33 protein-coding genes are annotated in these 25,475 nt (G+C 36.8%); 8 read left to right on the top strand and 25 right to left on the bottom strand.

The window, feature by feature from the left end:
- Positions 1-6 precede the first annotated feature (6 nt).
- Complete coding sequence (locus MKX83_RS03980; RefSeq protein WP_307315176.1) at positions 7-666, bottom strand: Yip1 family protein; 660 nt, start codon at positions 664-666, stop codon at positions 7-9.
- 165 nt (positions 667-831) lie between these two features.
- Here MKX83_RS03980 and MKX83_RS03975 point away from each other — a divergent pair, with 165 nt between their 5' ends.
- A complete protein-coding gene (locus MKX83_RS03975; RefSeq protein WP_341054193.1) occupies positions 832-1,080 on the top strand; it encodes a hypothetical protein in 249 nt (82 codons plus the stop codon).
- 280 nt (positions 1,081-1,360) lie between these two features.
- Here MKX83_RS03975 and MKX83_RS03970 read toward each other — a convergent pair whose 3' ends face one another.
- Complete coding sequence (locus MKX83_RS03970) at positions 1,361-1,963, bottom strand: TasA family protein (protein WP_251163232.1); 603 nt, start codon at positions 1,961-1,963, stop codon at positions 1,361-1,363.
- A 51-nt stretch (positions 1,964-2,014) separates the two neighbouring features.
- Positions 2,015-2,554 (bottom strand): signal peptidase I SipW, encoded by a 540-nt coding sequence (sipW, locus tag MKX83_RS03965; protein ID WP_341054191.1) that lies wholly within the window; start codon positions 2,552-2,554, stop codon positions 2,015-2,017.
- 254 nt (positions 2,555-2,808) lie between these two features.
- Here sipW and MKX83_RS03960 point away from each other — a divergent pair, with 254 nt between their 5' ends.
- Complete coding sequence (locus MKX83_RS03960; RefSeq protein WP_341054188.1) at positions 2,809-4,533, top strand: M4 family metallopeptidase; 1,725 nt, start codon at positions 2,809-2,811, stop codon at positions 4,531-4,533.
- A 400-nt stretch (positions 4,534-4,933) separates the two neighbouring features.
- Here MKX83_RS03960 and MKX83_RS03955 read toward each other — a convergent pair whose 3' ends face one another.
- Together MKX83_RS03955 and MKX83_RS03950 are read right to left on the bottom strand one after the other, a co-directional pair.
- Complete coding sequence (locus MKX83_RS03955) at positions 4,934-5,572, bottom strand: hypothetical protein (protein WP_341054185.1); 639 nt, start codon at positions 5,570-5,572, stop codon at positions 4,934-4,936.
- Positions 5,529-5,681, bottom strand: a complete 153-nt coding sequence (locus tag MKX83_RS03950) for a hypothetical protein (RefSeq protein ID WP_341054184.1) — start codon at positions 5,679-5,681, stop codon at positions 5,529-5,531. Before MKX83_RS03950 ends, MKX83_RS03955 begins: the two co-directional genes overlap by 44 nt.
- A 178-nt stretch (positions 5,682-5,859) precedes the next feature.
- On the opposite strand from MKX83_RS03950, the gene MKX83_RS03945 reads away from it, so the two are divergent.
- Together MKX83_RS03945 and MKX83_RS03940 are read left to right on the top strand one after the other, a co-directional pair.
- Positions 5,860-7,092: a helix-turn-helix domain-containing protein gene (locus MKX83_RS03945; RefSeq protein ID WP_340977782.1), complete on the top strand. Its 1,233-nt coding sequence runs from the start codon at positions 5,860-5,862 to the stop codon at positions 7,090-7,092.
- Between the two features lie 287 nt (positions 7,093-7,379).
- Positions 7,380-8,591 (top strand): MFS transporter, encoded by a 1,212-nt coding sequence (locus MKX83_RS03940; protein ID WP_341054182.1) that lies wholly within the window; start codon positions 7,380-7,382, stop codon positions 8,589-8,591.
- Between the two features lie 33 nt (positions 8,592-8,624).
- Here MKX83_RS03940 and MKX83_RS03935 read toward each other — a convergent pair whose 3' ends face one another.
- The 3 genes from MKX83_RS03935 to MKX83_RS03925 form a co-directional block, all read right to left on the bottom strand.
- Positions 8,625-9,965, bottom strand: a complete 1,341-nt coding sequence (locus MKX83_RS03935) for a DUF4179 domain-containing protein (protein ID WP_341054180.1) — start codon at positions 9,963-9,965, stop codon at positions 8,625-8,627.
- Positions 9,931-10,479, bottom strand: coding sequence for a sigma-70 family RNA polymerase sigma factor (locus MKX83_RS03930; protein WP_341049757.1), 549 nt, complete (start codon positions 10,477-10,479; stop codon positions 9,931-9,933). The genes MKX83_RS03935 and MKX83_RS03930 overlap by 35 nt, the downstream gene beginning before the upstream one ends.
- 131 nt (positions 10,480-10,610) lie before the next feature.
- On the bottom strand, positions 10,611-10,907 hold the full coding sequence (locus MKX83_RS03925) for a hypothetical protein (protein WP_341049755.1): 297 nt from the start codon (positions 10,905-10,907) through the stop codon (positions 10,611-10,613).
- Between the two features lie 119 nt (positions 10,908-11,026).
- Here MKX83_RS03925 and MKX83_RS03920 point away from each other — a divergent pair, with 119 nt between their 5' ends.
- Entirely contained in the window at positions 11,027-11,620 is a 594-nt protein-coding gene (locus tag MKX83_RS03920) for a hypothetical protein (protein WP_180317013.1), read from the top strand.
- 5 nt (positions 11,621-11,625) lie between these two features.
- On the opposite strand, the gene MKX83_RS03915 is transcribed toward MKX83_RS03920, so the two are convergent.
- The 4 genes from MKX83_RS03915 to MKX83_RS03900 form a co-directional block, all read right to left on the bottom strand.
- Positions 11,626-11,937 (bottom strand): hypothetical protein, encoded by a 312-nt coding sequence (locus tag MKX83_RS03915; RefSeq protein WP_341054178.1) that lies wholly within the window; start codon positions 11,935-11,937, stop codon positions 11,626-11,628.
- Complete coding sequence (locus MKX83_RS03910) at positions 11,938-12,369, bottom strand: hypothetical protein (protein WP_224938961.1); 432 nt, start codon at positions 12,367-12,369, stop codon at positions 11,938-11,940.
- A 69-nt stretch (positions 12,370-12,438) separates the two neighbouring features.
- A complete protein-coding gene (locus tag MKX83_RS03905; protein WP_095370640.1) occupies positions 12,439-12,894 on the bottom strand; it encodes a hypothetical protein in 456 nt (151 codons plus the stop codon).
- A complete protein-coding gene (locus MKX83_RS03900) occupies positions 12,884-13,462 on the bottom strand; it encodes a histidine phosphatase family protein (RefSeq protein ID WP_322910182.1) in 579 nt (192 codons plus the stop codon). The genes MKX83_RS03905 and MKX83_RS03900 overlap by 11 nt, the downstream gene beginning before the upstream one ends.
- A 234-nt stretch (positions 13,463-13,696) precedes the next feature.
- Here MKX83_RS03900 and MKX83_RS03895 point away from each other — a divergent pair, with 234 nt between their 5' ends.
- Positions 13,697-14,890 (top strand): MFS transporter, encoded by a 1,194-nt coding sequence (locus MKX83_RS03895; protein ID WP_095370642.1) that lies wholly within the window; start codon positions 13,697-13,699, stop codon positions 14,888-14,890.
- Here the strand turns inward: MKX83_RS03895 and MKX83_RS03890 are convergent.
- Positions 14,880-15,377, bottom strand: a complete 498-nt coding sequence (locus MKX83_RS03890; RefSeq protein ID WP_341054171.1) for a GNAT family N-acetyltransferase — start codon at positions 15,375-15,377, stop codon at positions 14,880-14,882. The two genes, MKX83_RS03895 and MKX83_RS03890, sit on opposite strands and share 11 nt — an antisense overlap.
- Positions 15,374-15,742, bottom strand: coding sequence for a VOC family protein (locus MKX83_RS03885; protein ID WP_095370644.1), 369 nt, complete (start codon positions 15,740-15,742; stop codon positions 15,374-15,376). Before MKX83_RS03885 ends, MKX83_RS03890 begins: the two co-directional genes overlap by 4 nt.
- A gap of 342 nt (positions 15,743-16,084) precedes the next feature.
- On the opposite strand from MKX83_RS03885, the gene MKX83_RS03880 reads away from it, so the two are divergent.
- Positions 16,085-16,582 (top strand): hypothetical protein, encoded by a 498-nt coding sequence (locus MKX83_RS03880; RefSeq protein ID WP_341054169.1) that lies wholly within the window; start codon positions 16,085-16,087, stop codon positions 16,580-16,582.
- 525 nt (positions 16,583-17,107) lie between these two features.
- Here MKX83_RS03880 and MKX83_RS03875 read toward each other — a convergent pair.
- The 11 genes from MKX83_RS03875 to MKX83_RS03825 all read right to left on the bottom strand — a co-directional run bounded on the left by MKX83_RS03875 (position 17,108) and on the right by MKX83_RS03825 (position 24,365).
- Entirely contained in the window at positions 17,108-17,599 is a 492-nt protein-coding gene (locus MKX83_RS03875) for a uridine kinase (protein WP_341054168.1), read from the bottom strand.
- 10 nt (positions 17,600-17,609) lie between these two features.
- On the bottom strand, positions 17,610-17,774 hold the full coding sequence (locus tag MKX83_RS03870) for a hypothetical protein (RefSeq protein ID WP_157733803.1): 165 nt from the start codon (positions 17,772-17,774) through the stop codon (positions 17,610-17,612).
- 6 nt (positions 17,775-17,780) lie between these two features.
- Positions 17,781-18,323, bottom strand: coding sequence for a histidine phosphatase family protein (locus MKX83_RS03865; protein ID WP_307315225.1), 543 nt, complete (start codon positions 18,321-18,323; stop codon positions 17,781-17,783).
- A gap of 4 nt (positions 18,324-18,327) precedes the next feature.
- Positions 18,328-18,783 carry a GNAT family N-acetyltransferase gene (locus MKX83_RS03860; protein WP_095370649.1) on the bottom strand — a complete coding sequence of 152 codons (456 nt, stop codon included), beginning with the start codon at positions 18,781-18,783 and terminating at the stop codon, positions 18,328-18,330.
- Positions 18,780-19,322: a GNAT family N-acetyltransferase gene (locus MKX83_RS03855; protein ID WP_095370650.1), complete on the bottom strand. Its 543-nt coding sequence runs from the start codon at positions 19,320-19,322 to the stop codon at positions 18,780-18,782. The genes MKX83_RS03860 and MKX83_RS03855 overlap by 4 nt, the downstream gene beginning before the upstream one ends.
- A gap of 126 nt (positions 19,323-19,448) precedes the next feature.
- The gene (locus MKX83_RS03850; RefSeq protein WP_445293150.1) at positions 19,449-20,258 is read right to left on the bottom strand and encodes a glycerophosphodiester phosphodiesterase; all 810 of its coding nucleotides are present in this window, start codon (positions 20,256-20,258) and stop codon (positions 19,449-19,451) included.
- Positions 20,259-20,481: 223 nt separating this feature from the next.
- The gene (locus MKX83_RS03845) at positions 20,482-21,264 is read right to left on the bottom strand and encodes a tyrosine-protein phosphatase (RefSeq protein WP_095370652.1); all 783 of its coding nucleotides are present in this window, start codon (positions 21,262-21,264) and stop codon (positions 20,482-20,484) included.
- A gap of 96 nt (positions 21,265-21,360) precedes the next feature.
- On the bottom strand, positions 21,361-22,290 hold the full coding sequence (locus MKX83_RS03840; protein WP_095370653.1) for a hypothetical protein: 930 nt from the start codon (positions 22,288-22,290) through the stop codon (positions 21,361-21,363).
- Between the two features lie 7 nt (positions 22,291-22,297).
- The gene (locus MKX83_RS03835; RefSeq protein WP_095370654.1) at positions 22,298-23,365 is read right to left on the bottom strand and encodes a hypothetical protein; all 1,068 of its coding nucleotides are present in this window, start codon (positions 23,363-23,365) and stop codon (positions 22,298-22,300) included.
- The gene (locus MKX83_RS03830; RefSeq protein ID WP_095370655.1) at positions 23,362-23,823 is read right to left on the bottom strand and encodes a hypothetical protein; all 462 of its coding nucleotides are present in this window, start codon (positions 23,821-23,823) and stop codon (positions 23,362-23,364) included. Before MKX83_RS03830 ends, MKX83_RS03835 begins: the two co-directional genes overlap by 4 nt.
- A complete protein-coding gene (locus MKX83_RS03825; RefSeq protein ID WP_095370656.1) occupies positions 23,820-24,365 on the bottom strand; it encodes an RNA polymerase sigma factor in 546 nt (181 codons plus the stop codon). Before MKX83_RS03825 ends, MKX83_RS03830 begins: the two co-directional genes overlap by 4 nt.
- A 216-nt stretch (positions 24,366-24,581) precedes the next feature.
- Between MKX83_RS03825 and MKX83_RS03820 the strand changes: the two genes are divergently transcribed.
- Entirely contained in the window at positions 24,582-25,016 is a 435-nt protein-coding gene (locus MKX83_RS03820) for a cell wall hydrolase (RefSeq protein WP_095370657.1), read from the top strand.
- Positions 25,017-25,475: the final 459 nt, after the last annotated feature.

The raw sequence follows: 25,475 nt of genomic DNA, 5'->3' as shown, positions 1-25,475 counted from the left end.
TTTATCTTAGACCGCCGTAGAAGTAACTAATGCGAAAATCATACTAATAATAAAGAAGGCAATGGCAACACCGTATGCAACACCTTTACTTAATCCCGCCACTTTATGCAAACCTAAACCGACAAGGATTGTTTGCCAGATGGAGAAAACTTCAATACTCGCCCAAACACTCGTAGCTTCTGCATTTAATACAGATGCTAAACTCGTCACATTTAACTCTGGGTTGCCACCAATTATCATACGAATGACACCATTCAAGATTAGTCCAATGACACTGATAACCAGAATGTATGTATTCATTGAGAAAAGCTGCTTAAATGACACATCAGAACTGGCAATTTTACAAATTAATAGATAAATAGCTGAAGAAATTAATACCGTAAAAATGGGTGAAATGATACCAATAATCACAAACATAATCAGTGAAATCATGTATACCATATCTTGTTCAGCTTGAGATAACTCATCAATTCCAAGATAAGCTGGGTCCATCGATGAAGCGGTAATAATCATACCCACTGTGAATAATAATGTCACTAATAATAGTGGTACCCAGATCTTCGGTTGTTGCTTAATCCGCTCAAATTGCTCTGATGGATTGGCAATCATCCCAAACAAACGTGGTTTCTTTGGCTCCTCCACCTCATGCTTTAATTCAGCTTCCATAAAAAAATCTCCCCTTTTTATAAACTTGCTACAATAATGTATACGTGGTGGCAATTGTAAAGTTTCATTTTTTTGGTAAATAATTTTATTAAAGACGCTGAATACTATCCGATGTTTCGCTCATATCATTAGCAAAGAAATAAAATTTAATAGAAGGAGATTGAAATGGGAGTGGAAGATAAAAGAGAACACTTAAAAGAAGCGCCATTTAGTTTTCAAATAATGAAAAATCAATCAGTTGTGATTTCCTACAACCATAAAGTCATAAAAACAATCAATGGAAAAGAAGCGGCGAAGTTCATAAATAAGATCGAGAACGAAGAGGGCAACATTCAATTATTGTTGGCAAAACTCACTGGTAACTTTAAGCGAGGAAATGAATGGTTGAGTAAGGAACATCCAAAACAGCAGTAGGGAAATGCCCTTTTTAGGGTGCCTGATGACATGTTTCATCAGGCACTCTATTTGAAGGTGAAGCTTACTAATACAGAAAAGCTTGATTCGAGTACATGAGTTTTTTGTGGCGCTCTTATTTTTCATGCCTAATTTGAGACCGCCGTATCTAGTTTTACAATGGCCTCAATGTGCCATTCTGATTTGAGAGACCGCAATTCACTTCCATGCGACACTCTTAAAGCGGATCCCTCGTTCAAGAGCAATGTTTCACATTTTTATATAAAGACATTTAACCTCATTATTGCTCATCATAGTATTCCCCGGCAGTTTGCTCAGCATTAAATGTCCAATTTACACGAAGTTGATCACCTTGAAATTGATTTTGATCTTGTCCATTATCAACAAATTCGAATAACACAAACATTTTTTCTTTCTCCCCTGCTAGGATACCATCGGGTATTTGTCCACCGCCAACGAATGTATCGATAGCCGTTAAGTCTGGCTCTGTATTCGATAATTCTGCCAATGTAGTTTCGACAACAGGGACTGTTGCGCTGCTTGTATTATACATAATCGTTACTTTGATATGGTCAGCGAAATCTTCTACATTATCCCCATTTGCATCCACTACAGAGTAATCTGTTTGTAGCAGAACTTTATGAATATCTAATGTACCATTATTCTCTAAAGTGAATTCTCGATAGATTTCATCACCTGGCTTGATATTATCAATATTCACAACAAAATCCGGATTTACAGCTAAATCTAATGTTCCTGCTGCAAAAGTATTTTCAGTGGCAAAACTATCACTAAAATACGCATAAGTGCCTCCGGTAATTAATGATAATCCAAGTGCAGCTGTCATCAGATTCTTTTTTGTTAACTTAAAATTTAATCCCATGTAAACATTCCTCCTAATATATGTTTCACTTCCCCTTAGTAGAGAAGAGAATTACTGCGTATATACCTCTTTTGGTTTTCTCTCCCCTGGTTGCACAAAGGCAGAGAAGAGTAAAATGATGCCTGGAATAATCATTAATAATGCGGCTCCTGCTTTTGTTTGTGCGGTATGCAGAACATAGCCCAGATAGGGGATAGTCACACCTGCATATTCCCCAACCACATGATGTGCTGGGACTTCCCATCTATCAACAGCGTCATTATTATCACCTTTAGTCTTATACATAATTGCCCCATCTTTTAAAGATGTTTCTACTATTCTATGTGTGATAAGGATCTCATCAAGTTTGTAAGTAATAATATCTCCTTTTTGATAGGTTTGATTTTCTTCTGTTCTGTTAATCGCTATCACTGAACCTGTTTTAAATAATGGCTCCATTGATCCAGAAAGCACTGTTTTAACCTGGTATCCAAAGAGATTGGGTTCATTACCAGTGAATCGAGCAAAAAGCATGATAAATAATAAAACACAGATAAGCAGAAATAGTAGATTACCAATTAAGCGCAGTGTCCATTTTGCTAGACTTAACAATATGAATGACTCTCCTTTCATAAAACTTCATCGTTTTTCTCTGCTACCAATAATATAACTGAAATATCTGATAAATAAATTGGGTTATTTTTATCTGTAATTAGACCTAACAAAGCGTGCGATTCCTATAGAAAATGATAGAGTTGAGAGTCCAAAGTCGCGTTTTATTAACCCAATCGCTTACATATTGACGCAGCATTAAGTTTTCAGAATAATTGTAATTGTTTACAGAAAATGAATATGAGGTGATTGTTTTGAAGAAGAAAAATTTTACTAAGAAAGTGATTTTACCCACTGCATTAGCCTTGTCCGTCACATTCACGGGGTTTTCTCCATTGTCCACATATGCAGCGATTCAAACAGAGACCAATGAAGTCATCTGGCAAGCACCGAAAGGATTAAATAAAGAGGAGGTTGTACAAGCTTATTTACAGGACCAATTAAAAGATCAGCCCCAACCTAAAGCACGTTCAAGTAAAAAGAATGTGAATCAATTTAAGATCATTGATGAACAGGTTGATAAACAAATAGGAACGACTCATATGAAAACCGTTGAACAAATTAACGGGGTCCCAGTTTACGGCTCAGGCCAAACAATTTCACTAGATGAGGACTTAAATGTTTATGCTTCTATCGGAGAAGTAAATAACGAGTTAGTGAAGGTAAATATCAATACAACACCTACTATTACTGAAGAAGAGGCTGAGTCTCAGGCGAAAGCTGCGATAGAAAATGAAATTGGTGCGATAAAAGATTATGATGGCATTGAAACAGATCTGATGGTATTTCCAAAAAATGATGAATACCATCTGACCTATTTAGTAAAAGCCTCTACTTCTATTCCTGAGCCTGGTTACTTCCATTATTTTATTGATGCGCATACGGGTGAAGTACAACATCACTTTAATGCTCTTCATTCTGCGGAGCCGGAAACAGAAACTGTCAGTGCTCGTGGATTAGACTTATTAGGAAAAATGCAAAATTTCAATGCGACAAAGAATATTGAAACGGGTAAAACCCATTTATATTCATTAGAAACTGTCAAAAATCGTTCAGTACCTATTCATACGTATGATGCACAAAGAATGGGTGAAACGCCTTTTATCCTTTTATCTGCCTTACTAGGATTTACAGGATTTGAAGTAGAGACAGCGTCTAACTTCTTCTACGATCCAGCAGCTATTTCTGCCCAACAAAACTCGATAAAGGTAAACAAATACTATCAAAACGTACATGATCGTAATAGCTTAGATAACGATGGTATGAAGATTATTAGCACCGTGCACATTGGTGAAAAGTGGAATAACGCAGCGTGGAACGGGAAACAAATGCTTTATGGAGACGGTGATGGTTCATACTTCAGTTCACTAGCAGGGGCACTTGATGTTGCAGGACATGAAATGACACATGGCGTGATAACAAATACAGCTAATTTAACGTATGAAGGTGAATCAGGCGCACTAAATGAATCCATTGCTGATATTTTCGGTGTGTTAGCTGAGAATCATTCCAAAGCCGAAGAAGATAAAAATTGGGTAATAGGTGAAGATGTATACACTCCTAATATCCCAGGCGATGGAGGGCTTCGCTCCCTAGAGAACCCGAAAGACAATTCACTTCACCCGAACTATGGGATGAAAGATAATGCATATCCTGACCATTATGATGATCGCTATTTAGGAGAGTTAGATAAAGGTGGCGTCCATATTAATAGTAGCATTAACAATAAAGCAGCCTACCTTATTGCAGAGGGTGGAGATCATTACGGTACGACAGTTAATGGAATAGGATCAGATAAATTAGGCAAAATTCTTTATAAAGCATTAACAGTCTATTTAGTACCATCATCTAATTTTACCGAGATGAGAGAAGCTATGGTGCAATCTGCACGTGATTTATATCCTGATAGAAATGGAGAACCTTCCGCTGAAACAGCTGCTGTAATGGCTGCTTACGATTCAATTGGAGTATTAGAATAAACATTGAATCTTGTGTACTGAGGTAATCATAACGAACAAACACTATGAATAATAGTCTTTGTTCGTTTTTTTGTGGAAATGGCTAGAGTTCAAATTTCGTTGTGCCTTAGAGCCATTCTAGGATCCCACTCATATTTGGGGGTTTTTCTGATTTATAGACTGGACCTACGAATAGCTCACACACCCTATTTGCCTGGCTTTCGTTTCCGGATTTGAAATTCGAATGACGTGCAAAACGCTTTTGCTGTTCGGCTTTCATTTCGAGTTTTTCCTCTGAGTGACCAATCTTTTTTCTGCCTTTTCTACGTATACGCCTCTTGGATGTAATTACCTACCTTTTCTTTGCTCTCTTTTGCGCGTATGTACCTAATGCACGCAGTTCTTTACCTCTTCTTACTCTTTATTGCGCGTGAACACCTCTTTCACGCAATTCTCTATCCTTTTTTACTCTTTTTTGCGCGTAAACGCTTCTTGCACGCAATTCTCTCTCTTTTTTTACTCTCTTTTGCGCGTAAACCCCTCTTTCACGCAATTCTCTATCCTTTTTTACTCTTTTTTGCGCGTAAACCCCTCTTGCACGCAATTCTCTCTCTTTTTTTACTCTTTTTTGCGCGTAAACGCTTCTTGCACGCAATTCCCTCTCTTTTTTTACTCTCTTTTGCGCGTAAACACCTCTTGCACGCAATTCTCTCTCTTTTTTTACTCTCTTTTGCGCGTAAACCCCTCTTGCACGCAATTCTCTATCCTTTTTTACTCCCTTTTGCGCGTAAACCCCTCTTTCACGCAATTCCCTATCCTTTTTTACTCTTTTTTGCGCGTAAACCCCTCTTGCACGCAATTCTCTATCTTTTTTTACTCTTTTTTGCGCGTAAACGCTTCTTGCACGCAATACCCTATCTTTCTTTACTCCCTTTTGCGCGTAAACGCCTCTTTCACGCAATTCCCTATCTTTTTTTACTCTTTTTTGCGCATAAACGCCTTTTACACGCAATTCTCTATCTTTTTTTACTCTCTTTTGCGCGTAAACGCCATCTTGCACGCAATTCCCTATCTTTTTTTACTCTTTTTTGCGCGTAAACCCCTCTTGCACGCAATTCCCTCTCTTTTTTTACTCTTTTTTGCAACGCGTATACAAGACTTGCGCTCATTCTCAGCTGTGTTCCTCCTGTTTACTATCTTCTTGTTTATAACCTAAGAATATTTCTCTACGCTTATCAGACAAAACACCCACTAAAGTTAGAATATTAAAAATAATATACCAATTCAATAAATCTATATTACAATTGTATACATTAATCATTAAATAGATCTAGGGGGTAAGTACCATTGTCAGTAGGCCATATTATTAAATTTTATAGAGAAAAAGAAGGTATGACTCAATCACAATTAGGTGACGGTATTTGTACCGCAACACATGTGAGTAAAATTGAGAATGGTAAAACAGATTATTCATTAGAAATTATTCAATTGTTTTCGCAAAAGTTACAAATTGATTTACAAAAAGAAAGTGAAAAGTTCGAGGAAATCGAAAAAACATTGCATTCTTTCAATGAAGCTTTGATTTTAAATAAGATTAAACAGGTAGAGTCTTACCGAAGAATTTTAAATAATATACCGTACTTACTATCTACTAAGTATGCCTATTTTTATCAACTGGTAATGCTACGATATTGGTTCGTAAAGGAGGAGAAGAAGGAGATCGATGCCCTCTTAGGTTCTTTAGACAAGGTAGAAGCATGGATGAATCCTTATGAAAAAAACTTTTTACTTCATATGAAAGGATGGCATCTCATCCGCTATTCTTCTAAAAAAGATGATCATTATGAAGCCATCGCTATTTTCAATAAAATCCAGATTGCCTATTACCCAAATGAGGAATTCTATTATCATTTAGCACTTGGTTATCAATATGTAGGCAGACAAGTAATGGCATACATGTATGCAGAAAAGGCATTAAAATACTTTAAAGAAATCAATAATTACGCTGATGCAATTAAGGCGGAGTCCTTGTTGTTATTACACATATCTGAAGATCCTTATGTCGATGTGAAACCTATGTATAACCGATTAATTTATGCGTGCGAATTAATTAATGATAATGACAAAAAAGGGATGTTACTGAACAATCTTGGAAACACGCTTCTCAAAAGAAAAGAATATAATGAAGCTTATCAATACCTGAAGGAGTCTATACGCCTATGTAATAAAAAAGGTAAAGTCTACATTCATCGCCTTTTCAATTATATTCTCGTTGCAGTTGAAGGCCATTTAAGTAGTAAAAAAACCTTAAGAAAAAATATTATCGAAGGACAAAGAATAGCACTAGAACTAGAAGAAGAAGTCTTTATACACCTTTTTAAATTATTGGAGTATAAATTAGAAGATGAACAAGACAAATACCAACTATACTTAGCAGAAAAGGCATTCCCATATTTCAAAGAACATCAACACTTTGCCTTAATGAAATCATCTTTGAAGGAACTAGTCGAGATGAATCAAATGAATTCTTCCCCTCAGTTAACAAGTGAATTATTAGAAGAAGCTGTTCAGCTTATATAATTTTCAACTGGCACTATAACTGTAAAAAGTTTCATCCCCTGGTATCCTTATCAAGCTGCACGACAAGCAAGAGATTGAAAGTTTTAATAAATAAAGGTAAATGAAGTATTTTAAACGAATACCTAAAAATATACAACACTTCTATTCCATATAGATAAATTTGTAGAAAGTGAGACCCCCATTATCTTTCTATTGTTCGAAAGGAGTTTGAAGCATTCTTGAATAATCCAATTTGATTTACCCCTAAAAATCCAACTATAGACGAACAAAACTTGGGGGAAATAATCATGTTTCGAAACAAAAATTTTGCTTTATTAGTATCCGGGCAGTCTCTTGCGAATATGGGGGATATTCTTTATATTACATCAATCATTAGTATGATATATCAATGGACAGGGTCAAGCTTTTATACAGCATTTGTTCCTTTTACGATAACATCAGCTATGTTTCTATCAAGTTTACTTTCACCGCTTGCGATGAATCGTTGGAACTTAAAATGGCTTCTCACCTTTTCACAAGTTGGGAAAACGATCATTATTATCCTACTCACCCTTCTTGTAACTGAAATGGTTGCTGTACCGTTTATCATTGTCTTTTTACTCATTGCTGGCATCGGGTTGCTCGATGGCTGTGCGAATCCGATCAGCCAAACACTGATTCCTCATTATGTTAATAGTGAGCAATTAGTGAAAGCAAATGGGTTTTTCGATACGATTACACAAATCATTCAAGCTGGCATGTGGTTCATCAGTAGTTTGTTGCTCATTCGTATTGGCAGCAACAGCTTATTGTGGGTAGTGATTGGTTTATTCTTCTTATCTAGTTGTTTCCTTTCTTTTTTAAACAACGTACAAAGCTCAAACGAAAAACAACCGTCTCCGTTTGTCGAAATGAAAGAAGGGTGGCACATCCTGTATCGAACACCGATATTGCGAAAAATGGCCTATATTGAAGGGCTTGATTCCATCGCTGCTACAGTATGGATCGCTGCTATTCTCTATGTATTTGTGAGTGAAAGGCTACAAGCCGACCATCAATGGTGGGGCTGGATAAATGGCGCTTTTTTCCTTGGGCTCATTCTCGGCAGTCTGTATTGTATGAAGTATGCAAAACTAGTAGAAAACAAAATAAGAAAGGTGTTTATGCTCGGGGCCATCGGAGCGTTTTTTAGTACTTTCTTATTCGCTTTTAATACGCTACCCGTTCTTGCACTTATCCTTGCCTTTTCATTTGGTGCTTCTATGCAAATAAAAGGCATACCGCAACATACAATGATTCAAACGAGTGTGTCACTTACACAGTTATCAAAGGTCTACGCCGCACTAGGCGCTTTGGGCACAGGTATTTTCGCCCTTTCCTCTTTACTGATGGGATGGCTCGCTGAAACATTCAATGTTCAGCTTGTTTTTCTCCTATCTGCCGCTTTAATGGCCGTGATAAGTATTTTAATAAAAGTTAATCAACAGGTATTTGTTAAAGGAAATGTGAAGCAAACGTAAAAAAGAGGGGGCGGACATCCGCTCCCTTTTTCACTATTTTAGGGGTATCTTCATCTCATCAAGCTGTAGTGGGATATTCGCACTCAAGGAGCCTAAATTTACACGGATGATATAATCGTCTTCATCACCTTTTATTTCATAAGTGCTACGGAAACGAAGGGCTCCTTGATCGATTACTTCTGTTTTGTGCTTCATTGGTGCCTTATAAATATCCTTTCTCTCCTTCTCTACTATAGTAATATCGTTTTTAGCAAAATCTTTATAGAAGGTAAAATCACGACCGAATGTCTCTCCTTGATTTATTTGATAATCGAAAGTGACTTTCCCTTTATGAACTTCCAACTTATCTATTTCGACTGAAAAAGCCTGACGCTTTGATGCTATTTTAAATGGTAATTTGTGTTTTAATGATATAAATTGATCAGGTGTTGATAATCGGACAAAGGGTTGTAGAATTAAATCGTCTTCATTAAGCCGTTCTAGAATTATACTTCTCCCCTTCACTATAAAACGGCCATCAGCCACTCCCCTTTGTATACTATGATCAATAGATATTTCAATAGGTTTCCCACTATAATCGGATGCATTTAATTCTACAAAATCATGTTGCTCATCTTTTGGAAAAGTAGCTGTGTATTCAATAGTAGTAGAGGCCTTTCCCTTTATGACAGAGTCAATATGTAATTGCATATCCAACTTCTCATCTGTGACACTTTTGTTCACTTTCACTGTTTCATAAGGTAATTGTTTGATCGGCACATCAAATTTCCAGTTACCTTCTTGTTCACCAACGCTAAGAAAGGCCAAAGGAAAAGTAGTTTCTTTTGGGAGCTCTTTTTGGGGGTAGGGAAATTGAATATGACCAATATACCGTTCACCATCTTTCTTCATATGAACGAGTTCTTGACTTTCTGATATGTTCTCATCTCCGTCAAAAATTTCATATAATGCTTGAATCTGTTCCTCCCTGCTATCTGTACCTGTGACCGAAAATACCGCTCCAACAATGGTTCCGTCATAATAAACTTCATTCATCTCGATACCAATACCGTGTTGTGTAGACGTTTCGTGTAATTCAGTTACCAACCCTTGAGATTGTAAGCTCCTACCAACCGAATCATTAAATGCGGCATAGACATTACCAATTAAGGGAATTTGGGCCATAGCCTGTGAAAAAGTAGGAGAAAGAAAACTAGTAAACAATAAAATAATAGCTGCGACTGATGATAATATAACGACACTTTTTATTCGGGGTTGAGATTTACGCTTTTTTTGTTGAGCACGATATTTACCTACTTTTATTGCCTGCTTGAGAGAATCCTGCGGTACTTCTATATCCTTATAAGCTTCTAGGTATTCTTTTTCCTTCATCATAATAATCCCCTCCTAACTTTTCCTTTAACTGTTCTTTCCCTCTACGTAAATACGTTTTAACTGTTCCCTCGGGTATTTTCATTACTTTTGAAATTTCATTTATTGTTAGGTCATGAAAATAAAAGAGAATAATAGCATGTTTTTGCTTTTCTTTTAACGTTCGAATAACATCTAGTAAATCTAGTAATGCCTCTGATGTTGGTTCGTGCTGCTGCTTAAAAATCTCATCAGTCGCTTGAATCCTCACTTCCTTGTTCCGCTTCTTTAATACACTGTAAGCACAATGGATCAAGATTCTCGTTAACCATGTGAGGAAATACTTCTCCTGTTTTAATTGTTCAATAGCAATGAAGGCCTTATAGGAAGCTTCTTGCACGACATCAAGGGCATCCTCTCTATTTTGCACATATAAGTAAGCAGTCCGGTACAGTTGGTCACTATGTATAAGCAACAACTCTTCTAAAGATTCCATATCTCCTTTTATTGCTCTTTTAATTAAGCTACGTTCATTCAACCTTTTTCCTCCTCTCTTTGCCTATTAGAGGAATACCTAGGTCAAAAAGTTTCAATAAAATGAGTACTTTTATAAAAAACAGGAAATAAAAACGGACAAAGCAAAAACATTGTCCGCATATCTCTATCAATTTAAACCATAACCGCATGAATAAACAAAGCAAAGACAACAAATAAATTAACAACCGCCAATATCCCAATGTATAAACCATTTACCGGAAAGAGTAATAAGTGAATCAAAATAAGTAAAAAACACTCCACTGCAAACAAGATAATAGTCAGCCCGACTCGATTGGCTAGCTTCTTTTCATTCCTTACTCTTCCCTCTTTATAACCAGCGATAAAACTGACACTACCCTTACGTTGAATTAATACACCAATGACCACTAAAATACTACAAAGGAATACAGCAAGAATGATCTCCACCAACCTATGTGACCTCCTACCTTCTATCTATTTTTTTAAAAAATGTATAGGAAAAAGTTTAATTCATGATAAATGAGCCTAAATAGAAACTATATATTTTTGCTAGGGAGTGTGCATATATCGTGTTTGACCTTTTTGATTGGCTTAGACTTTTATTATCTGCCATTATCATTTTGCCATTAACAACAATCGTTCGAGAGTTTGGGTATTACCTAGCAGCGACCATTTTAGGGAGTAAAGAAAAGAAACTAGTGATTGGAAGTGGGCCGGTATTATTTAAAATACCTACTATCGAAGTGAGAAGATACTTCTTTATGAATAGCTGGATGGAGTATGAAGAATTAAATCCGAGCGGGCGCTTTTGGCACGGGTTCATATATGCTTCTCCTATTTTAACGACAGGTGGTTGCGCGATTATTGCTAATTCGCTTGTATTAGAAGGGATCTTACCAAATAATATTTTCTGGCAAACATTTATCTTTTATTGCTTTTATTATGTATTTTTTGATATTGTCCCTGTTTATTTGCCAGATGGGCAACCTACTAACGGTCGGGCGATTTTTGACCTCATTTATTACGGTGAGCGCTCCGATTATTTAAGACAGAAAAATAGCCAAAGTAATGAGCAACGAGCTTACACCGATGAACAAGAAGAAACAATGGAGAATAGGGATCGAGATGAAAAAGAACATAGTGACCATACCCAGCCTAAATAATTTCTTTAAGCTAAGGCTGAATCTATCTCACTGTTTTCTTCACGTTTACTTAGTTGATGATAAAAAATATTAGTCGCCGGAAAATAAATCACAGCACCCATTACCAAAAATATAATGAGTTGGATAACCTTTTCTTCTTTCAATAAATGTTCTGTATGATAAACAAATTGTAATTGCTCGTTCAATGAAATGGGAGAGATAAATATCGATAAAATAAAACCTAAAATAACGAAAATACCATAAATATTTAAACCAAACCTTATCGTTAATTTTTTATCATACACGTTTACCTGCTGTTCCTGTGGTCTTGTGCCCATTTAACCTCCCCTTTCATTCATCATGATTAACACTAGAAAGAATATAAAGAAGCATATCGGTAAAAGAAAACTTAAAAGCGTTGTCTTCGTTTGATAGTTTTCCTGCTTCCTTTTTAACAAACGATCGATAACAAAAAACAACCATGCGGCAATTAAACTAATATGTAGGAGAACGAGTCCAAATATAGTATGGAAGAGAAAGGTAAGGATGATAGCTAACTTATTTTTCTTTTTAGCAAGTAAACTGGCAAGCCAATCACTAACGAGAGAAGTCGCTATTCCATAGATATAAATGACTGGAAGGCTATACATCATAACAAACCCAAGGAATTCTATGAAATAGGAATGATCTCCTACTGTAGAAATGAGAGTTAAGGTCAGTGGATAAAGCACGCTTGTAATGGAAGCCGCAATCAATTTTCGTCGAAACATATTGCCACCTCTCATGCAATTGGATACCCTAATTATAACATAATTTTGAAAACTATATGAATTTTACCATTATGAACTTGCGATTCGATCAAGCTTTTTCAATCCCGATTGTTCAAACTCATTGGCTTCCGTCTTTAATCGGTTGATGTCATCCTGTTGATCTAATCCCGTTTCTAAAACTTCTTTCTCTAATTGATGTACCTCCGCCTTTAATGAGAAAGCTGTAGAGAGGTCGGCACTCGCCCCTTCAAATACGGATAACATACTTTCAGTTAGATTTTCAGGTGGCGGATATTGGCTGTATAAACTTGATAGCTTCGTTGCCTCTGTATATAAAATTTCTAGTTCCTTTAACATCTCTTCTGCTTGATTATCTTCCTTTGCTTCTTCATATGCCACTACATGAGTTTGATAGGAAGATTGTTTAGCTAACATTTCTTCCTTAAATTCTTCAAAATCAGCTTCCTTTGTGCATCCGAAAAGTAAAACTATCATGAAAATGAACCGACTATATTTAAGCTTCAATTGTATCCCCCTTTGGCAAAATATAAGTACTACAGCTCCAATGCGTGTGATGAATCATTCCGTGCCACTGTCGTTTTTCTAACTCTTTAGCCATGAGGCGATTGAATATGCCATGTCCGACTAAACAAACCGATCCTTTTTCTCGCGCTTCATTAATGAGAAAATCAGCCGCGGCAATAGCTCTCTCTTTAGCTTCACAATAAGACTCGCACCTATGTTTGGCACCTAAAAACCATGCGATTCTTAAAAAGAGTGTCCAATGTTTTGGCTTTAACCTTATAAACTTACTTAAGTAAATATGAGGAAGCTCTGCCTCCCGAAAAAGAGCATGAGCTGCATAACTTTGATTAACAGCTAAATAATGAAGAGTCGCCGTCGCACGTAACAAATCACTCGTCAGCAATGTATGTGCTTTTTGAATCTTTTCGATTGTCAGTGCTGGATATTGTTCCATTGGTTCGACTCCGGATTCATCATAAGCTTCTACCCACGAACGATACTGCTGCCCATTTATTCGTTTATTCTCTTTATGAATGGAGGCGCCATGTCTGATTAAGTTAATTTCCATCCTTATCACTTCTCTTCCCTTGCCTAACTTTACCTATGTCCACCTTCTCATAGGGGTCATTCGCATAGTTAAAGCCTCTCATTAAAAGTTAAATGATACATTCTCTTCTTAAAAATATTCTATTTAGTAAACACAAATTCCTTTTCTTTTTATTCGAAATATATTGAATAAATAATTCTAAAAATATAGAATATAGACAATCTACTTATCCATTATAAGGAAAGGAATCAATTCATGTTACATACGCGGTCATTTAAAATATTATGGTTAGGAAATTTAATCTCTGAATTTGGTGGGGCCATCGGGGGAATTATTAATGGCTTATTACTCTATGAGCTGACAGGTTCAAAGGAATGGATGGCAACCATGTGGCTCTGCTATTTCCTACCTTCACTCTTTATTCAAAGCTTGAGTGTCCCGTTTTTAAACAATATCAATAAAGAAAAAATGTTATTTGTCATCCAACTCTTCCGCTCAGCTGTCTATCTTTTACCTCTATTAGGAAGCATAGTAGGCATAAATAATATAACCATAGTATTGCTTGTCATTCTGCAATGTACAATCGGTATATTGCAACCAATCTATGCTAGTATCTCATTCGCGTTAATACCCATATATTGTGAAGATAACAAGCTTGTTTCAGCCAACAGTTCGCTCGATGCAACGATAAGGTTAATGAGCTTTATCGCACCAGGAATCGCTTCTTTTTTCTTACTCGTCTTCCCTCTACACTTTCTTTATCTACTCACAACATTGCTCTTTCTTCTCAGCGCTTTTGCAATACACCAATTGCCATACACAACAACAAGGTCATCAGTTAACAAAAATAAAAAAAGTTGGCTAACAGCCTTCGTAGCAGGCTATCAAACCTTCTTTTCTTATCCTCCTTTATGGAAGTTAACCCTTCTCTCTTCAGCGGTGCAGTTTGCTGTAGGAGCAACAATGGTGATAAAGATCCCATTTTTTCGTGAAGAATTAGGCGGCACTTCCTGGGAGTATGCCCTATTTGCCGCTGCTTTTCCACTTGGTTATGTACTAGGGACATTCTTGTTAGCGAAGTTACCTAAGAACAATGTAACGCTTTATCTCGGGTTGTTTGGGGGAGGGCTCTCTTTTATGCTATTGTCTCTCACACCATCCATAACCTTTGCATTGATTTCCGAGCTACTCGGCGGCTTACTATTTCCATTATTCAACGCACAGAGTGTAGCCATTTTCCAAAGAGTGGCTCCTGGGGATCAATTAGTAGAATTAAGTGCCATCCGCCTCCTGTTTTTAAGAATAACGATGCCTTTAGGGATTTTATTTGCTTCTTTGCCGTTACCAACTAGGGACATCTACCTTTATATCGCTGGGCTCATCATCTTTTTAGCGATTGTTTCCTTCTTTAAGGGGGCTCGTGTTTCTAGCAAACACCTTACAGTTTAAGCTTTTTTTCTAATTTATAAATCACTTGCCTTGCTCCAAAACGATCAATATAACAATCAATAGTGAAACCAAGTTTTTCTAAAAGTTGACACGACCGCTTGTTAGCTACTTGTGTTTCAGCGACAACCTTTTGCTCCTTAAGAGTAAAAAAGGCATACATCAACACTTCATAAACGGTTTCACTTGCATACCCTTTCCCCCAGCAATGGGGGAAAAATTGATAAGAGACTTCTATATCCGCCTTACAATGGTGGGGGGTAAGAGCGATGAATCCTAAGTGATGATGTGTATACTTATCTGATACGATCCAATAAGACGATGATAAGTTCATCAACATATTCTCCATTTGCTCCTTTACTTCTTCAATTGTCCTTATCCCACCAAGATACTCCCGGACCTCGGCATTCCGATACAATTTCACCATTGTGGGAAGATACTTCATAGAGAGCGGAGTTAATACACATCTTTCAGTCATCAACGGCATCATTTTCTAATCTCTTCAATCATTTCTACACGATTGCCGAACGGATCTCTAAATTCAAAGCGGTCAAAACCTGGAATAGGGACGCCCTCTATTAAACTAATGTTTTGCTGCGATAATACTTCCTTCCAAAAGGATAGATTATCTACTTCATAAGCGATATGTGCCTTTGTAGTCGTTCTGTCAAATCCATTCTCAGTGCCAACATGGACAGCACGGTCACCTACCTGTAACCAAAAACCACCTCTCCCTTTCAATGAAGCTGGTTTTTCAATCTCCTTTAATTGCAGAACTTCGCAATAAAACTGCTTGCCTTTTTCTTCTGCTCCTTTTGGAATCGTTAATTGTACATGATGAATCCCTATAATCATAGTTTACCTCCTTTATCATTCTTCTCCGAAAGAATAGCACCATTTAGGAAAGTCCAGTTTTTCTTCATAAAAACGATGAGCTACTTTTCGTGACTAGGCTGATTCAAGACAAATATAGCCCGCTCCATGTTTCGCCAATTGCATTAGCTTTCCACCATTTCCTTTTGAACGAACAGTTGCATCCGTGACGTATTCTGACATATACACCTGCTTGCCTCAACCTGACCATTCACCAGTCGTATCCCTTCTTTTATTTAACTTTATATTTCTACTTTTAGAAGAATATTCCTTTCAGCTAACGACATAATAAAAAGAATCTTATTACAAAAGGAGCTGTTCAATATGCGTAAAAAAAGAAGAATGGTCATATTACTTTTCATTTTCATCTATATTGGCCTTGTATCAAATGTTAGTGCCCTTACCTTCGACACCTTACCCGTCGAGCAATCATCTCAACGTTGGTCCGTGGAAATAAGTGAGGGTGTGGACGATAATCCAAAACAGCAATCCAAGTTCGGTCATTATGATACACGGTCTTTGAAAGTTGAAAACATGGGAGAGAACAACCTCGTAACTGCTGAAATTTCAATGTACCGAAATGAACCAAAATCCACAACAAAGTATGCCCTACAAGGTTGTCCGGGAGCATTAGATTGCAAGCAAATTTCAGAAGATCAAAAGCATACGCTTGCGGCACAATTAAATAATAGCTCCCCATACAATTTCGCAAACTTTATCCTAGCTGAAAAAGCAACAGAACTTGAAATTGAAATCACCTGGACAGAAAAAGGCAATGAAGGACGTCCACTGAAAGAAAGATTTGTTTTTTCTGAGGAATAAATGAGAAAGAAGGTTATTCTTTGCTGATAAAGAGTAACCTTCTTCAGTAGTAAATAGGTAGCTATATATATGGAAGCACCATTTGATACACCGCTATACTGAAACCTAGTATACTGGCTTTTAATTTCGAGGGATGATACTTCCTTGATGTTTTTAAATGAAGAAGAATAAAGATAAAACCGATTGGTATGAAAAGTTGAAAATATCCCTCTTCACTAGAACTTGTATAAATCGGTAGCACATAAGTACTGATTATAAAATAAAATTCTAATTTTTTCCGTTTCAAGTTTTTTTGCCCAACATACTAATAAAAAAATAATTACAATTATTGCAATGGTATATGGTATTGGAGGTAAAACAATCGACATCCCGTCTCCGAAAGGAAATTCCATTCTGCACCTTCTTGATTTTCAATTTTCTAACACCACTTGAGAAGATCCTTCAAGCGGTTTCTCCGTTGTCCAATAATAATCTTCCGCACGCCAATAACGCCGCTGATACTTAAGTAACAAATCCTTACTGCCATTAATCTCTCTCCATAAGTCTGATTTGCCTGACATCTTTAGGAACATGCAAGAATATACTATAGTCAATAAATGGTCGCCACTCTTCTCTCTGAATAAACACACCTTCGATAAGAATAATGTCAAAAGAGTCAATGGAATACGATTGCATCATGGTCCGGTCTTTCCCCTCATCATAAAAAGGAAAAAAGGCTTTGCGCTCACATTCTTTCACTCTAGTAAAAAACTGATTACTTATCTCCTTTATGTCCCACTGTAAATAATAGTATTCAAACCATTCTTCATAGCCGGTACCATACCTCCTAGCTGCAGGTTCGATAGCATTGTCTAAATGAAAAAGCTTCACATTGTAATTGGGTGTTAAGTATTGCTGTAGCTTTTTCGCAAATGTGGTTTTTCCTGCTCCTCCAAAGCCGTCGATGGCTATGATGAAAGGGGCTGTCTTGTTCCTCTTCTCTAACTCTATTAAAATTTGTTTAAATATTGGTGTCATACATCTTCTCCTAACCACCCAAAAACCAAACAGCAATCGTCATAAATAACGAAAGCAGTGCCATTATCTTCATTTGTCTCGCTTCTCGTAATTCCTTCTTGATGACATACTCGAAATAAGTGAGCGTGCTATAAAAACAGAGAATTAAAAAAATAATCGCTAGTAGATGTGACAAAATGAATCACCTTACCCATATCCGCTCTACACTAAATCCACGGGGTTTTTCTCTTAATCTATAAACATCAGGATTCGATAATTCTTTCCATTCGTCAAACCCGAATGAAGCATGATACTGTTTTAGTAGTAAAGCAATAATATTTCCGTGGGCTACGATTATTGTGCGCTCGGCCTCACTGCTTCGTATTTCCTCTACGACTTGAGAGATTCGGTCCATCGCTTGCCTGCTTGATTCACCACCAGCAAAATATAAATCTAGATCATCGAAAGTGGCCTTTAACTTATCTTGCCAATCATCTAAGCTTGTTGTACTCAGCACACGTTCGGATAAACGTTTATCCACTTCTACTGTAACGCCGATTTTTTCAGCTAACGGTTCGATCGTTTGTGTCGCACGTAAAAATGGACTAGAGAGGATACAATCAATTGGCATGTCTTGAAGGAATGCCTTTAACTCTTCTGCTTGTTGCTGACCCGTTGTGGTTAGTTCAGCATCAGGTGCTTGTCCTGTTGCTTGGCAATGTCTGACGATATAGATTTCTTTCACTTTATTAACCCCCGATTACTTTTGTCATCTTCACAATTTCTTGCGAATACCCGATATGTTCGTAAAATTGGACGGCACGTTGATTCTCGGAAAACACATCTAGAACGAGGACTTTGATTCCTCTTTCATGTGCCCAAGTTTCTGCAAAACGCATCAACTGCCTACCAACTCCTTTTCCCTCACCTTCAGCAGTGACCGCGATAGCAGATATATACGCTAGCTTTTCTTTTGAAAAATAATCCTCTTCTTCCTTACATTCAATATATCCTAAAAACACACCTTCTTCTTCTGCGACAAATATATTATCACTATTCTCATCAATGGAGGCCTGTGCCATTTCCAATTGTTTTTGCTGCATCTGCTCGGAATCACGGTGTTCTAGAAAGGAAATCTCACTCAAACGAGATGATAATTGCAAGATTCTTTGTTTATCTTGTTGATTGTACGACCTTATATTCATACTGTCCTCCTGTTCATATATTCCTCCTGTAATAGACCCATATGGATCATATCAAACCATTTGCCTTCTCTAAATAAACATTGCCTCACACGACCTTCTTCAATAAATCCTAATTTTTCGTAAACATGGTGTGCTCTCTTATTTAATGAAAAAACCCTCAATGAAAGGCGGTGAAGATTTAACTCCATAAAAGTATATTCTAAGAGGATTTGAACGGCGCTCGTACCAACACCTTTACCCCATTCATTTTTTTCACCAATATCGATAATGAGTTCAGCATTACGATTTTTCATGTCTATATTCACTAATGAGATGATGCCGATTGGACGTTGATGACTCTTCTCCTCAATGATATAGCATTTAGAATCCGTCGCCCCGAGAATGACTGTCTCAATGAACTCCTTTGTTTCTTCATATGTATATCTATCTAAATCTAAACTCGTAAAAGTCATCACATCTAAATCATTTCGCCATTTATGATAAATGGGTATATCATCCACAGTCATCTTTCTTAAATATAAATGTTCATTTGCAAGCATTCCTTATCACACCTTTCTTCCTTGACTTTGTTCAAGTATACCGTAACATTAAATATTTTTACTATAAATTACTTTTCTGGAAATTAAAAAAGACAAAGACGTTTGAGAACGCCCTTGCCCCACTATTTAATATACATAATCCGGATAATCAGTAATAATGCCATCCACTTTCATTTCTTTTAAGAATTGTGCTGCTTCAGGTGTACGAACAGTCCAAGACTGGATTTTCATTTTGTTTTTTCTCACCTTTTTGACGAGTTCTTCATTCACAAGACCGATACTCGGGTTAAAATAATCAGCATATTTCCGAAATGCTTTGAGCGCTTCACCACTAACATCGTTAGGAGAGGAAGTTAATACGCCAATAGGCATTCTTGGTAATAATTTATTTGCCAGTTTCATAGATTCGAAGTTAAAGGATTGGACAATCACTTCTTCTCTTTTCGGTTTATCCATCTTCCGTTTCTTTAATGCTTTCGTCATTTGCTTCTCGATACCAGGATATAACTCGGGTGCTTTCAGTTCAATGAGAATACCGATTTTTCCTTTATAACGATCGAGGACTTCATCGAAACTAGGAATTTTCTCTCCTGCAAATTCCTCACCTTTCCAGCTACCAGCATCTAGTTGTCTTAACTCCTTAAAATCGAGGTCACCTACTTTGCCAGTTCCATCAGTTGTGCGGTCGACTGTCGTATCATGTAAAATGACTAACTTGCCATCCTTACTTCTTTGCACATCAATCTCAATATAATCTGCACCCATCGCAACAGCTAAATCAAATGCTGCGATTGTATTTTCTGGTGCATAGCCCGAAGCTCCCCGATGCGCTACGTTCGCAATTTCTTTTTCTTTCCTACTTGCCTCAGCCTCACCAAAAGGCAAAGTCACAAAAATCACTGTCGCTAGTAAACAGAAAAGTAATACTTTCTTCAAATTCCCCAACTCCTTTATTTTATCTTTCGAATCAAATGATAAAGGAGGAACTTGAAGAGAATATAAAAAGGGTGTATAGAAGATATAATATTAAAGTAAAAATATTCAGTCTTATTTACTTATAATTTTTTACAAAGAGAGTAAGTAAAAATACATAGAACGGAGAAAAGGAGAAGTCTTTCACCCCAAAAGGCATCTTCCCACCATTCTCCGTATCATCTAATCAATCCAATAACCTTCTTCTTAATTTCTCTATAACCTCGCTCTCAACTGAGCACTCCTTCATAAGATAGTCCTCGATTGTATCATATTTAGAAAATATGGCTTTATAGGCTTGTTCAAGATAAGCTTCTCGTACTTCAAGCACTGGTTGAATATCTGCTTCCTTCAAACGGAAAAGGCTAGCTATCTTTAGTGCTTTTGCGGTTTTCTTCATTCTGGGCGCAATCAATTCATTGGATTGGAGGTATTCTTTCATGACCATATCGTATGGAACATCCGCTGTTAATTGAATTAACGATGACATAAAACCTGTCCGGTCTTTACCTCCTGTACAATGAATAAGCAGTGGAGCGTGCTCCTTTTCAACTGTCAGATCAAAGATTTGTTTAATTTCCCTTTGACAACCGAACGCCATATGCTGATACATTTTAAGCATCAACTCTTCAAAGTTCATATGTCTCGCACCAGTTAGTAAAAATTTAAGCATCCCTTTTCGCGTCAATTCCCAACTAGGGTCTTGAATAGGAATTTTTACTACTGAGAGATTTTGTTCTTCATGAATTTTCGCTCGCTTTGATTCTCCTTCTGACACCGTTCTTAAGTCACAGATTGTTTTTATATTCAACTTTCGAAAAAGATTCATATCCGCTTCAGTCAAACGAGACAGTTCATCTGATCGGTAAAGCAGACCTGATTTCATTCTTAGTCCGTTGCTCGTAACAAGTCCTCCGATATCTCTGAAGTTATATACCCCTTCTAGTCGTTCCCATTCCATCGTCGTCATCAATTGTTCTCCTAACTACGCTTTTAATAATTCATTTTAACATCTTGAAGTTTAAGAAAACAAAAAAAACCGACTGTAAGCCGGCTTCTCCTCAAATCACTCTTTATCTTTTATTTGCAAGTAATCACTATTATTGATTGAAATGGTGTATTTACCATCGCCATACTTAAGCATGGCTTTCTCTACTCTCTGTTGTTCATCATATTCATCCTGTTTTTCTGTAAAAACGATATTATTTGGTTCTTTTTCAGAGTTAAGGTCACCAACATCTGATATAACAAGCTCGGCATTACTGTTTTTACTCATGTACACATTCACTGCAGAACTGTTATTCACGTCCCAATCTGCTGTTAGTTGACGAGGCTTCATCGTAATTTCGTTATAATTCCCGTCAATTTCTAGTGTCACATCTTGTGGAATCACGAGTGTCGGATCCAAAGTACTATAATTTTGAAACATTGCGATTGACTCACGTGGTAGTTCCTTAAAAGCAATGTATAAGGTATCTCCCTTTACAGTAGTTGTCATATAATCTTCAACATCCGTAATTAATGGTTTTTTCTCTAATTGGGTAGCAGTGTAGGTACCAAATACAGACAGTTCCTTTCCTGTCGATCCTTCCACACTTATGCCAGTTGAGCCTGAATCAACAACAACTCTTTTCACATCATTATTCATAGCAAAATCGAATGTTGGTAAATCACCTGTCCTATGTTCAAGGTCCATATTGGCACTCACTTTATCAACAATACCTGTCATACTAAGAAGTGCAATGGTAATACCAACTGTTCCTAACACACCCACAAAGAAAATGCTAAAGATATCATACTTTAAGTAAGGCTTTTCTTGTTTTGAGAAGAATAAAAATAGCAAGATTTCGCCGCCTAAAATAACAAAAATAATCGGCCACCATGAAATAAGTATACTCGAGACATCCAGCTTAAATATTTGTGAAAGAAGCAAATATACGCCTAAAAATAAAAGTGATGCCCCCATTGAAAAGGTTCCTACTCTCCATGTCCTCATTTTTTCTTCACCCCTTCTTCATTTTTTTCTTTTCTTTTGTTCCAGATAAGAGCTTTAACCCGCCACCAATTAAAACGATACATACAATAGCTGTTTGGAAATAGCGATTAAACCAGTACCAGACGTCAATATTCAACACTTCAATAATACTTGGTGCAAAAGCCGGCAATAAGACATTTGTTGTCATGTAATACAAACCAACTACAACCAACCCTATACCTAACCATTTTTGATGATTTTCAAAATAAGAAACAATCGGTACATCTTCTAACTCTTCTTCCCCATAGCGTGAGGATTTTTGTAAACCGTCGAAAAAACTATAAAACCATATAATTGGTATGAGAAACAGGAAAATCCCTAAACGCAGAACGTCCAAAATATAGATAGAGAAAAGAAAAGCAGCCATTAATTGAATCCCTCTTCGCTGTAGTCCTAAATACAAATGACCTGCTCCCGGGAAAATAGATAAGAAAGTAGCAAGCCCTTTACTTTTCCGGCCCTCTTCTCTTCCTCTTTCTATATCTTCTAATAAAGTTCTGTCTACAAGCTCTTCCCCTTTTTGCTTTTTATTTAATTGTTGAATCGCATCAAAGAAACTGTATACCCAAATTACTGGGAATAGTAAAAGAAAGACCATAAACTCTCCACGATCAGTTAAAAAAGCGACAAACAAAACCATAATACAGAAACCAAGTGAAGCCGTTAGTAAGGTAATCCCTCTATTCATTAATCCTAAATGAAAATGTCCCACCCCTGGAATAAAAGATAAAAGAATAGTACGGAACCGTTCATAGTCCAGTTCCTCTCCGACTTTAGAGGACGGGTCTTGTTTATTCTTTAGCAACTTTGAAGCCATAATAGCTGTATCGACGAGATTAATAATATAAAGAATGACACCAGCAAAGACAACAAGTATAATTTCGCCTCCTACCCCAACCGAAAGCATGAAAAATGTAAAGGCAATAAGGGCAAATTCGCCTATTAGATAGGCCAACCCGCGGAGGAATACGCCTAAATATAAAAGACCTCCTCCAGGGAAAAAACCTAATAAGAATGCCAATAAAGGGTTTTTCATTTTTTATCCTCCTCCTTCTTTGTATCCATCCAAGCAAATGTTTTATCCATAATTCCTTCTGTTATAGATGCTTTATCCTCTTTAAACTGTTTACTCTCCACATCACCAGCATATTGTGTGAGCGTTTGGAAAAAGCCCGTTGACATAAGTATTAAAGTCATCGCTGCCGCTATCCCATAATGAAAAATTGTTTTTTTATAGAACGCTGTGGCTTTGCGAGAGAAATTTTCATTCTTTGTATCTTGTTTATTATTTTCATTTGGCAATTGGGCCATAATGTTGTCGGTAAAAGCTGTTCCATCTATAATATCTGGGAGTTCCTCTGCCTCAATTGCCGTCAGATAGACCTCCAAGCATTGATCACAGGTATAGAGGTGGTCCTCATAAAGAATTTTATCTTCACCATCTAATTCATTCTTCACATATTTCGTCCATTGTTCATAACTGTAATGTTTCATGAAAAATCGTCCTCCTTCCAATGCTTTTTCATCCATTGACGTGCTCGGTATAATTTTGTTTCGATGGTCTTCACCTGCACATTTTGCTCATCTGCCATTTGTTGATAGGTTTTTTCGTTTATATAAAAATCATAAATGACATGTCGATAGCCTTCTGGCAATTGATGGATACGTTGTCTTACTAACTCTACCGTTTCTTTCCTAAGGAACTTTGTTTCAATATTACCATGTGAAGATTCCCTTCTATCAAAATCAATCACATCCATTATGTCTTCACGCTGTCGTTCTTTTTTTCTTTTCATATCAATGGCGTGATTGACGGCGATTCGTTTCATCCATGTTTTAAAACCTTGATCCTCATATTGGGGGAGAGAGTGATAGATTTTCAAAAACACTTCTTGTGCGGCATCTTCAGCAGCATTCCGATCACGTAATACCGCAAACGTAACTTTAAAAAGTTCATTGCGATATTTTTCGACAAGTAATCGGAAAGCATGGTCGTTGCCATCTAATATTTTTTGGATAAGAACTTGGTCGCTAATGTCACTCTCCCCCTTTCCTTTTTAGCTTCCATCATAATAGACGTTACACAATCATCTTTCCCCTACACAAAAGATAAAAATATTTTCACTAGCTTTATTCAAGCAAAAATTAGCCTGCTTGACTATACTTATATTTTGCAAAATAATGGGTTCTAGACATTTTCAATCATGAATATCACTTTATCTTCATATTCTTAACTATGGGGTGAGAACAGCATGAGAGTAGCTTATACAAGTTCCGACGTAGATTTAATGGCAAGGATGATGAGAGCCGAAGCTGAGGGTGAAGGAAAGCAAGGAATGTTATACGTAGGCAATGTAATCGTTAATCGTGCAATCGCTGACTGTCTTGACTTTAAAGATGTTCGAACAATCGAGGATGTCATTTATCATGTGCAAGGTGGTAATTATTCATTCGAAGCCGTGCAGAAGGGGAACCTCTTTTACAACAGAGCAAGGAGCACAGAAAAAAGACTCGCCGAGAAAAATTTGAAATATTGGCGTGAACACCCTGCTAAATATGCACTCTGGTATTTCAATCCATATGCTCCCTGCCCGCCTACTTGGTATAATCAACCTTTTGCTGGCCAGTTTAAAAATCACTGCTATTATGAACCAATCGCTAACACATGTGACAGTGTTTATGTTTAAAAGAGAACAACAAAGAACATCCCAAAAAGGGGTGTTTTTTTGTTATTTGTTTAAGTTGGGGTGATTTATTTACAAAAGAATCGGCATTTATAACCCTTAGGAAATAATTTTTTCCCGTAGATTGAAGCAATGTCTTTATCGAGGGTTTAACTTTTGTTCAAGCTACATTTTTTTAAAATAGACGAATAGTATTAGTAATCGAAGAGCAGATATCATCCAAGGAGAGAAAAAACGTTTTACGGAACTACTAAGAAACAAAAAACATAACGTCCCTTTCAAGAAAGAAGCCGATTACTTAATTGTTATTCCTCACCATGAGGATATTGCAGAACTTATTCAATCCCTGATTTATAACAGTCTAGTTGAATGATGTAATTCTTAAGACGATTAAAAAATTTTTATAATTTTCTGTCATCCACTCTATCACACTGTTATTTTACACTAAATAGTTTCTTTCTT

Origin of the sequence: Cytobacillus sp. FSL M8-0252 (assembly GCF_038007345.1) — a bacterium.
Classification (GTDB): Bacteria; Bacillota; Bacilli; order Bacillales; family Cytobacillaceae; genus Cytobacillus; species Cytobacillus kochii.
This window is presented reverse-complemented; position numbering and strand designations above follow the sequence as displayed.

Bases quoted from the DNA above. Each gene is read 5' to 3' on its own strand.
- MKX83_RS03980 (WP_307315176.1), bottom strand. From the start codon at position 666: ATGGAAGCTGAATTAAAGCATGAGGTGGAGGAGCCAAAGAAACCACGT.
- MKX83_RS03975 (WP_341054193.1), top strand. From the start codon at position 832: ATGGGAGTGGAAGATAAAAGAGAACACTTAAAAGAAGCGCCATTTAGT.
- MKX83_RS03970 (WP_251163232.1), bottom strand. From the start codon at position 1,963: ATGGGATTAAATTTTAAGTTAACAAAAAAGAATCTGATGACAGCTGCA.
- MKX83_RS03950 (WP_341054184.1), bottom strand. From the start codon at position 5,681: ATGAGCGCAAGTCTTGTATACGCGTTGCAAAAAAGAGTAAAAAAAGAG.
- MKX83_RS03940 (WP_341054182.1), top strand. From the start codon at position 7,380: ATGTTTCGAAACAAAAATTTTGCTTTATTAGTATCCGGGCAGTCTCTT.
- MKX83_RS03935 (WP_341054180.1), bottom strand. From the start codon at position 9,965: ATGATGAAGGAAAAAGAATACCTAGAAGCTTATAAGGATATAGAAGTA.
- MKX83_RS03915 (WP_341054178.1), bottom strand. From the start codon at position 11,937: ATGGGCACAAGACCACAGGAACAGCAGGTAAACGTGTATGATAAAAAA.
- MKX83_RS03910 (WP_224938961.1), bottom strand. From the start codon at position 12,369: ATGTTTCGACGAAAATTGATTGCGGCTTCCATTACAAGCGTGCTTTAT.
- MKX83_RS03900 (WP_322910182.1), bottom strand. From the start codon at position 13,462: ATGGAAATTAACTTAATCAGACATGGCGCCTCCATTCATAAAGAGAAT.
- MKX83_RS03895 (WP_095370642.1), top strand. From the start codon at position 13,697: ATGTTACATACGCGGTCATTTAAAATATTATGGTTAGGAAATTTAATC.
- MKX83_RS03890 (WP_341054171.1), bottom strand. From the start codon at position 15,377: ATGATGCCGTTGATGACTGAAAGATGTGTATTAACTCCGCTCTCTATG.
- MKX83_RS03885 (WP_095370644.1), bottom strand. From the start codon at position 15,742: ATGATTATAGGGATTCATCATGTACAATTAACGATTCCAAAAGGAGCA.
- MKX83_RS03880 (WP_341054169.1), top strand. From the start codon at position 16,085: ATGCGTAAAAAAAGAAGAATGGTCATATTACTTTTCATTTTCATCTAT.
- MKX83_RS03875 (WP_341054168.1), bottom strand. From the start codon at position 17,599: ATGACACCAATATTTAAACAAATTTTAATAGAGTTAGAGAAGAGGAAC.
- MKX83_RS03860 (WP_095370649.1), bottom strand. From the start codon at position 18,783: ATGAATATAAGGTCGTACAATCAACAAGATAAACAAAGAATCTTGCAA.
- MKX83_RS03855 (WP_095370650.1), bottom strand. From the start codon at position 19,322: ATGCTTGCAAATGAACATTTATATTTAAGAAAGATGACTGTGGATGAT.
- MKX83_RS03845 (WP_095370652.1), bottom strand. From the start codon at position 21,264: ATGACGACGATGGAATGGGAACGACTAGAAGGGGTATATAACTTCAGA.
- MKX83_RS03840 (WP_095370653.1), bottom strand. From the start codon at position 22,290: ATGAGGACATGGAGAGTAGGAACCTTTTCAATGGGGGCATCACTTTTA.
- MKX83_RS03835 (WP_095370654.1), bottom strand. From the start codon at position 23,365: ATGAAAAACCCTTTATTGGCATTCTTATTAGGTTTTTTCCCTGGAGGA.
- MKX83_RS03830 (WP_095370655.1), bottom strand. From the start codon at position 23,823: ATGAAACATTACAGTTATGAACAATGGACGAAATATGTGAAGAATGAA.
- MKX83_RS03820 (WP_095370657.1), top strand. From the start codon at position 24,582: ATGAGAGTAGCTTATACAAGTTCCGACGTAGATTTAATGGCAAGGATG.